Raw genomic sequence first — 6,824 nt, 5'->3', positions numbered from 1 at the left:
GAACGTGGCGTCGAGCGCAGCGCCGAGGCTCGTCGCGAGCCAGCGCGCGAGCGCGAAGGCCTGCGCGCCGGCCCCCGCCGCGGCCGCAGCAGCGTCGCCGCCGACGGCTTCGACTTCTCCAAGCCCTACGAGCCGCTCAATCCCCCCGTCGCGGTCGCCGAGCAGACTCAGCCCACCGTGGCCGCTGCCGGCAAGCCCGACCCGCTACGTCGCCACCAGCGTCCGATCGCGGTGCTGCTCGGCGGCCTCGGGCGCAAATAAGGGGCACCCCGGCCCCTTATTCGCCACACGGCGGCGCACAGGCATCGGCTATGCTGTGGTCTCACTCGCAGGCTCCCCCGCCCGGGGGCGCCCGCATCGAACTCCCCTGCGATCCTCTGCTGTCGTGAACCCTTCCGGACACCTGCCGGGCCTGCCGCCCTCCCCCGGCCCCTCCTCTGCCGAGCCCTTCGTCGCGGACCTTTCGGAGGGCGCCGAGACCGGCGTATACCTCGCCCTGCTCGAGCTGCTCGACGAGGGCCTGCTGATCACCGGCGACGAGGTCGTGCTCGACGCCAACAGCGCCGCCTGCCGCCTGCTCGGCCGCGACTACCGCGACGTGGCAGGGCGTCCGCTCGCCGACCTCTTCCCCGACGGCCAGGCCTTCCTGGCCGCGCGCGCGCGCCTGCTGATCGAGGGCGAACGCCGCGGCCGCCTCGACTTCGCTCTCCCGGATGGCGGCGTGCGCGCGCTCGAGTTCAACTGCGCGCCGCGGCTGCGCCCCGGCATCCACGCCATCATCCTGAGCGCGCCCGCAGTCGTGGCGGAGTACGAAACGGGCACCCCCGTCCTCGCAGCGCCACGCCCGACAGCAGGCGGTGCGCGCGCGTTCGACGACGCGCCGTCGATGTCGATGTACCTGACGAGCCACGACCCGCTCACCGGCCTGGCCAACCGCCGCATGCTCGAGGCGCGCTTCGGTGACTGCGCGGTGCGCGCGGCGGGCCGCCACGGCAGCATCGCGATCGTGCGCCTCGACCTCGACGGCTTCGCCGCGGTCAATCGCAGCCTGGGCGAGAGCGCCGGCGACGAGATCCTCCGGTGCATCGCCCGCCGCCTCGCCGCTACCGCCGGTTCCGCTGCCCTGGTGGCGCGCGAGCGCAGCGACAGCTTCATCGTGCTGCTGCCCGAGCCGGCGCATCCCGGCAACGCCGACCAGTTCGCCGAAACCCTGCTGCGCGCAGTGGCCGAGCCCCTCGAGCTCGGCGGCGGGCTGCAGCGCATCACCGCCAGCGCCGGCCTCGCCCTCTATCCGCAGGACGGGCGCAACCTCGACACCCTGCTGCGCAACGCCAAGAGCGCGCTCGAACAGGCGCGCCGGCTCGGCGGCAACCACTGCAGCGTCTTCCACACCCGGCTCGACGGCCCCGGCTTCGACAGCAGCCATCTCGAACGCGGCCTGCGCCACGCCTTGCAAGCCGACGAGCTGTGCCTGCACTTCCAGCCGCTGGTCGATGCGCGCTCCGGTCGCACCCGTGCGGGCGAGGCCTTGCTGCGCTGGCGCCACCCCGAGCTCGGCCTGCTGCCCTACCGCCAGTTCATGGGTGCGGTCGGCGACCCCCGCCTGCTCGCCGACGTCGGCGACTGGGTGCTGGCCACTGCCTGCGACCACGCCACCGACTGGCCGCCGACGCACGATGGCGAATGCCTGCGCCTGACGGTGAATGTCTCGGTCGAGCAGCTCATGCGCGGCGACTTCGCGGCGCGCGTCGCGACCGCCCTGCGCACCTCCGGGCTGAAGGCGGAGCGGCTCGAGCTCGACCTCGACGAAAAGGTGCTGGCACTCGACAGCCCGACGCTCGCCGCCACACTGGAGCGCATCGCCGCCACCGGCGTGCGCCTGTCGATCGACGACTTCGGCCGCGGCCTGTCGTCCATCCCGCGCCTGCGCCGCTACCCGCTCGCCGCGCTCAAGCTCGACCCCGAGCTGGTACGCGGGGTCGGTCGCAGCGAGGACAGCGAGGCCATCGTCGAGGCGGTCGGCGCGCTCGCCGGCACGCTCGGGCTGGAAATCTACGCGCGCGGGGTCGAGCACCGCGGCCAGCAGGCCTTCCTGTGCGCGCTCGACTGCCACCTGCAGCAAGGGCCGCTGTTCGGGCGGCCGCTGGCGGCGCGGGAGTTCGCGGACCGCCTGCTCCGCGCTCAGTAATCCCGCAGGCTGGCGCAGGTCTCCGCGCGCCCGGTAATACGACCGAAGCGCTGCAGGCGCTCGCGCACGAAGTCGTCGGACACGCGCCGGTCGGCACAGTATTCGCGCAGCTGCATCGCCAGCGTGGTGTATTGCAGGCGGCGCACGCTTTCGGCGAGCGCCGGGAAACGATAGCCGTCGGTGCGCCGCCACTCGGGCATCGGCGGATTCGCCGCAGCTGCAGGCGCAGCGGGAGCCTTCTGCGCAAGGGCCGGAGCGCTGGAAAGGCCGAGCGGGACGACAAGGAGGAAAGCGAAAAGGCAAACGCGCATCGGGCCGCAAGTACAGGACGGTTCCCTGCCCTTACGGCCCGATGCGCCTCCGGCTTGAGCGGAACCCGCCGGCGCTGCAGCCGGCGGGCGGTTCGGCGTCATGCCTCCATCGACTTCACGTGCTGGATGACCTCGGCGATGGCTTCCTGCGCGCTGCCGTAGAGCATGCGGCAGTTGTCCTTGTAGAACAGCGCGTTCTCGATGCCCGAGTAACCGGCGCCCTTGCCACGCTTGACCACGATGACGTTCTGCGCCATGTCGGCGTTGAGGATGGGCATGCCGTAGATCGGGCTCGACTTGTCGGTGCGCGCGACCGGGTTCACCACGTCGTTGGCACCGATCACCAGGGCCACATCGGCCTGGGCGAAGTCGTTGTTGATCTCGTCGAGATCGAAGATCTTGTCGTAGGGCACGCCGGCCTCGGCGAGCAGCACGTTCATGTGGCCGGGCATGCGGCCCGCGACCGGATGGATCGCGAACACCACCTCGACACCCGCCTCCTCGAGCAGCTGCGACATCTCCCACACCTTGTGCTGCGCGCCCGCCACCGCCATGCCGTAGCCCGGCACGATGATGACCTTCTGGCCGTAGCGCATCAGCGCCGCCGCATCCATCGACGACAGCTCGCGCATCGTGCCCTCGACGGCCTCGCCGCCTTCGGCCGCGGCACCGGTGATCGGAGCGAAGATGATGTTCCTGATCGGGCGGTTCATCGCCTTGGCCATGAGCTGGGTGAGCAGCATGCCCGAGGCGCCGACGACGATGCCGGCCACGATCAGCGCCGGGTTGCCGATCACGAAGCCCTTGAAGCCGACCGCGAGGCCGGTGAAGGCGTTCAGCAGCGAGATCACCACCGGCATGTCGGCGCCGCCGATCGGCATCACCAGGATCACGCCGAGCGCGAGCGCGAGCACGAAGAACAGGAAGATCTCGAAGCCGCCCGGGTGCGCCGAGTAGGCCACGGTGAGGCCGATGCCGATGGTGATGACCGAGAGCAGGAAGTTGATGTTGTTCTGCCCCGGCAGGCGGATCGCCTTGGTCATCAGGCCCTGCAGCTTGGCGAAGGCCACGCACGAACCCGAGAACGCCACCGCGCCGATCACCGCGCCGAGCGCGAGCAGCGTGGAGGTGACGGCGTCGTGCGGCACCCCGCGCACCAGCTCGATCGCCGCGATGCCGGCCGCGGCACCGCCGCCCATGCCGTTGTAGATCGCGACCATCTGCGGCATGTCGGTCATCTTGACCACCTTGCCGCTGTACCAGGCGACGCCGCCGCCGAGCACGATCGCCACCACCATCAGGCCGATGTTGTGCAGATCGGGGATGAAGAAGGTGGCCAGGGTCGCGGCGATCATCGCGTAGCCGGCCCACACCACGCCCTTGCGCGCGGTGACGGGCGAGCTCATCGCCTTGAGGCCGAAGATGAACACGATGGCGGCGATGAAGTACGCCATGTTGACGAACCAGTTCGAGGTCATTGCTCACCCCCCTGCTTGCGGCCGCCGGCCTTGAACATGCCCAGCATGCGCTCGGTGACGATGTAGCCGCCGGCGGCGTTGGCCGCGCCGAGGAACACCGCGAAGAAGCCGATCAGCAACTGCAGCGGGCTTTCCGGGTCGGCATGGCCGAGCGCCACCATGGCGCCGATCAGCACGACGCCGTGCACGAAGTTGGAACCCGACATCAGCGGGGTGTGCAGGATCACCGGCACGCGCGAGATCACCTCATAACCGGTGAACGCGGCCAGCGCGAAGATGTACAACGCGGTAAAGCCATCCATTGCGAATTCCTCCTTACATGCCGAGCGCCTGCTTGACGCCCGCGTGGCGAAGCTCGCCCGCATGCGCCAGGCAGCTGCCGGCCATGACCTCGTCCTCCCAGTCGAGCGCGAGCGCGCCGTCCTTGATGAAGGGCGAGATGAAGTTGAACAGGTTCTTGGCGACCATCTCCGAGGCATGCACCGGCATGCGGCTGGGGATGTTGGTGGGGCCGATCACGAGCACGTCGTTGATCCACACCTTCTCGCCGGCCACCGTGCCCTCGACGTTGCCGCCGGTCTCGGCTGCCATGTCGACCACGACCGCGCCCGGCTTCATGCGCGCGATCATGTCGGCGGTGATGATGCGCGGCGCCTTGCGGCCCGGGATCGCCGCGGTGGTGATGAGCGCGTCGCACTGCGCCACCGCCTTGGCGAGGCGCTCGGCCTGCTTGGCCTTCTCCTCTTCGGTGAGCTCGCGCGCATAGCCGCCGGCCCCCGCCGCCGACACGCCGGTGTCGACGAACTTGGCGCCGAGCGACTCGATCTGCTCGCGGGTCTCCGGACGCACGTCGTAGGCCTCGACCATGGCGCCGATGCGGCGCGCGGTGGCGATCGCCTGCAGGCCGGCGACGCCGGCACCGATGACCAGCACCTTCGCCGGGCGGATCGAGCCGGCGGCATAGGTGAGCATCGGGAAGAACTTGGGCGAGTGGTCGGCGGCGATCAGCGCACATTCGTAGCCGGCGACCGCGCCCTGGCTGGACAGGATGTCCATGCTCTGCGCGCGCGAGATGCGCGGCAGCAGCTCGAGCGCGAAGGCGGTGACCTGGCCATCGACCAGCTGCTGCACGCGCTCGGTGCTGTACCAGGGTTGCAGCATGCCGCACAGCACGCTGCCGGGCTTCATCGCGGCGAGGGTCTCGGCGGCGGGCGGCTGCACGCACAGCACCACATCGGCGGCGGCGACGACATCGGCCGCGCTATCGACCCAGGTGACGTCGGCAAAATCAGTGTCGCGGAAGTGCGCGCCCTTGGCGGCGTCCTTCTGCATCACCACGCTGGCGCCAAGACCCTGGTATTTCTTCACCACATCCGGGACGACGGACAGACGCCGCTCGCCGGGATGGGTTTCCTTGAGCACTCCGATGACCAGAGGCATGGATGTACTCCTCCATATTGAGAGGTTAGAGGGGTTCATGGAATGACGCGTCGGTCGCCTGCCTCTTGATTGTTGTCTCTCCCTGCCCCGACTTGCGGGCTCGCGAGACCGACACCCGTCGATATTAACTTCAATCAAGGCGGACGCACCATCTTCGTGCAGCGCAAGGCCGAAGCGCACGGCGGACCTGACAGAGCGCCTTCGGAGCCGCGACGATTTTCGTGGGAGCGGCGCACCTCGCGATGGCGCCTGGAATCCGCAGCGCGCTCGGCTCTGGAGCCCTGCCGCAACCTGCGCCCCACCTGCTGCGGCCGCGGACTCGCGGCGCCCCTGCGCGCAGGTTCAGCGCGATGCGGCGGGTCGGGCGGACGTGGCGGGAGCCTCGATCAACTTGACGATCGCCAGCGAGATGTTGTCGCCGCTGCCGCCGGCACGCTCGCGGCCGAGCGCGACCAGGCGCTCGGCGGCCGCGCGGGCGGGAAATTCCTGCAGCGTCGAGGCGAGTTCGAAGTCGGTGAAATGCGCCCACAGGCCATCCGAGCACAGCAGGAAGCAGTCGCCGGCGAGCGGGGACTCGTCGCGGCCGTAGTCGATGCGCGGCTCGCGGTCGCTGCCCAGGCAGGACAGCAGCACGTTGCGCTGCGGGTGGCGCAGCGCCGCGCGATCGTCCAGGCGCCCCTTGCGCACCAGCTCGGCGACAAGCGAATGGTCGCTGCTCACCGACATTGTGCGCGTGCCGCGGAAGTGGTACATGCGCGAATCGCCGCAGTGCGCCCAGTAGGCCTTGCCCTGCTGCATCATGAACACCACCGCGGTGCTGTGCGGGTCCTGCTCGCTGGTGAAGCGGGTCAGCTTGATGACGACGTGGGCCTCGTCGATGATGCTGCCGAGCAGGTGCTCGGGCGTCTCGTGCAGCGGCGCATAGGCCTCGAAATTCTGCCGCGCGCGCATCAGCACCTGCTCGGCCGCCATGGCGCCGCCGCTATGGCCGCCCATACCGTCGGCGAGCACCGCCATCATCATGCCCGGCCGCTTGGGGTGGCCGAACAGCGCGACGCGGTCCTGCTGCTCCTTGCGGTCGCCCAGGTGCATGGCGACACAGGTTTCGGCGGTGAAAGGCATGAGGGATGAGCAGGCCGGAATCGGGACGGATCACAGGATGATATCAACCCGGAGCGGGCAGCAGGCGAGCGCCTGCCGCCGGGGGGCGCGACCCGGTGTGAAATCCGTCACGCCCGGTGCGCTTCATCACGACGCCGGGCCGAGACGGGAATCGATCAGCTCGATCCAGTGCAGCACCGGCTTGTCGGTGCCCGCCTGCAGGTGGGTGATGCAGCCGATGTTGGCGGAGGCGATCCGTGCGGCACCGCCCTCGAGCAGGGCGTCGAGCTTGTTCGCGCGCAGGCG

The 6,824-nt window shown here is 70.0% G+C and carries 6 protein-coding genes and 1 pseudogene; 2 read left to right on the top strand and 5 right to left on the bottom strand.

All coding sequences use genetic code 11. The features are described 5' to 3' along the window. Both C665_RS17550 and C665_RS17545 read left to right on the top strand, forming a co-directional pair. Positions 1 to 261 (top strand): annotated as a pseudogene (locus C665_RS17550) (DEAD/DEAH box helicase); the annotation flags it as partial. A gap of 124 nt (positions 262 to 385) precedes the next feature. Further along, complete coding sequence (locus C665_RS17545; protein ID WP_004324751.1) at positions 386 to 2,188, top strand: sensor domain-containing protein; 1,803 nt, start codon at positions 386 to 388, stop codon at positions 2,186 to 2,188. Here the strand turns inward: C665_RS17545 and C665_RS17540 are convergent. The 5 genes from C665_RS17540 to C665_RS17520 form a co-directional block, all read right to left on the bottom strand. Continuing rightward, positions 2,182 to 2,388, bottom strand: a complete 207-nt coding sequence (locus tag C665_RS17540) for a hypothetical protein (RefSeq protein WP_004324750.1) — start codon at positions 2,386 to 2,388, stop codon at positions 2,182 to 2,184. The genes C665_RS17545 and C665_RS17540 overlap by 7 nt on opposite strands. A gap of 209 nt (positions 2,389 to 2,597) precedes the next feature. Next, positions 2,598 to 3,977 carry an NAD(P)(+) transhydrogenase (Re/Si-specific) subunit beta gene (locus C665_RS17535; RefSeq protein WP_004324747.1) on the bottom strand — a complete coding sequence of 460 codons (1,380 nt, stop codon included), beginning with the start codon at positions 3,975 to 3,977 and terminating at the stop codon, positions 2,598 to 2,600. Further along, positions 3,974 to 4,279 carry an NAD(P) transhydrogenase subunit alpha part 2 gene (locus tag C665_RS17530; protein ID WP_004324745.1) on the bottom strand — a complete coding sequence of 102 codons (306 nt, stop codon included), beginning with the start codon at positions 4,277 to 4,279 and terminating at the stop codon, positions 3,974 to 3,976. The genes C665_RS17535 and C665_RS17530 overlap by 4 nt, the downstream gene beginning before the upstream one ends. A gap of 13 nt (positions 4,280 to 4,292) precedes the next feature. Continuing rightward, entirely contained in the window at positions 4,293 to 5,417 is a 1,125-nt protein-coding gene (locus tag C665_RS17525; RefSeq protein ID WP_004324744.1) for an NAD(P) transhydrogenase subunit alpha, read from the bottom strand. Positions 5,418 to 5,759: 342 nt separating this feature from the next. Further along, entirely contained in the window at positions 5,760 to 6,539 is a 780-nt protein-coding gene (locus C665_RS17520) for a PP2C family protein-serine/threonine phosphatase (RefSeq protein WP_004324742.1), read from the bottom strand. Between the last annotated feature and the right edge of the window lie 285 nt (positions 6,540 to 6,824).

This window comes from Thauera aminoaromatica S2 (assembly GCF_000310185.1).
Classification (GTDB): Bacteria; Pseudomonadota; Gammaproteobacteria; order Burkholderiales; family Rhodocyclaceae; genus Thauera; species Thauera aminoaromatica.
Note: the sequence above shows the minus strand (reverse complement) of the source record. Positions and strands in the feature narration are given on the sequence as shown.

Excerpts from the sequence above, each read along its gene's own strand:
- C665_RS17540 (WP_004324750.1), bottom strand. The coding sequence starts at position 2,388 with ATGCCCGAGTGGCGGCGCACCGACGGCTATCGTTTCCCGGCGCTCGCC.
- C665_RS17535 (WP_004324747.1), bottom strand. The coding sequence starts at position 3,977 with ATGACCTCGAACTGGTTCGTCAACATGGCGTACTTCATCGCCGCCATC.
- C665_RS17530 (WP_004324745.1), bottom strand. The coding sequence starts at position 4,279 with ATGGATGGCTTTACCGCGTTGTACATCTTCGCGCTGGCCGCGTTCACC.
- C665_RS17525 (WP_004324744.1), bottom strand. The coding sequence starts at position 5,417 with ATGCCTCTGGTCATCGGAGTGCTCAAGGAAACCCATCCCGGCGAGCGG.
- C665_RS17520 (WP_004324742.1), bottom strand. The coding sequence starts at position 6,539 with ATGCCTTTCACCGCCGAAACCTGTGTCGCCATGCACCTGGGCGACCGC.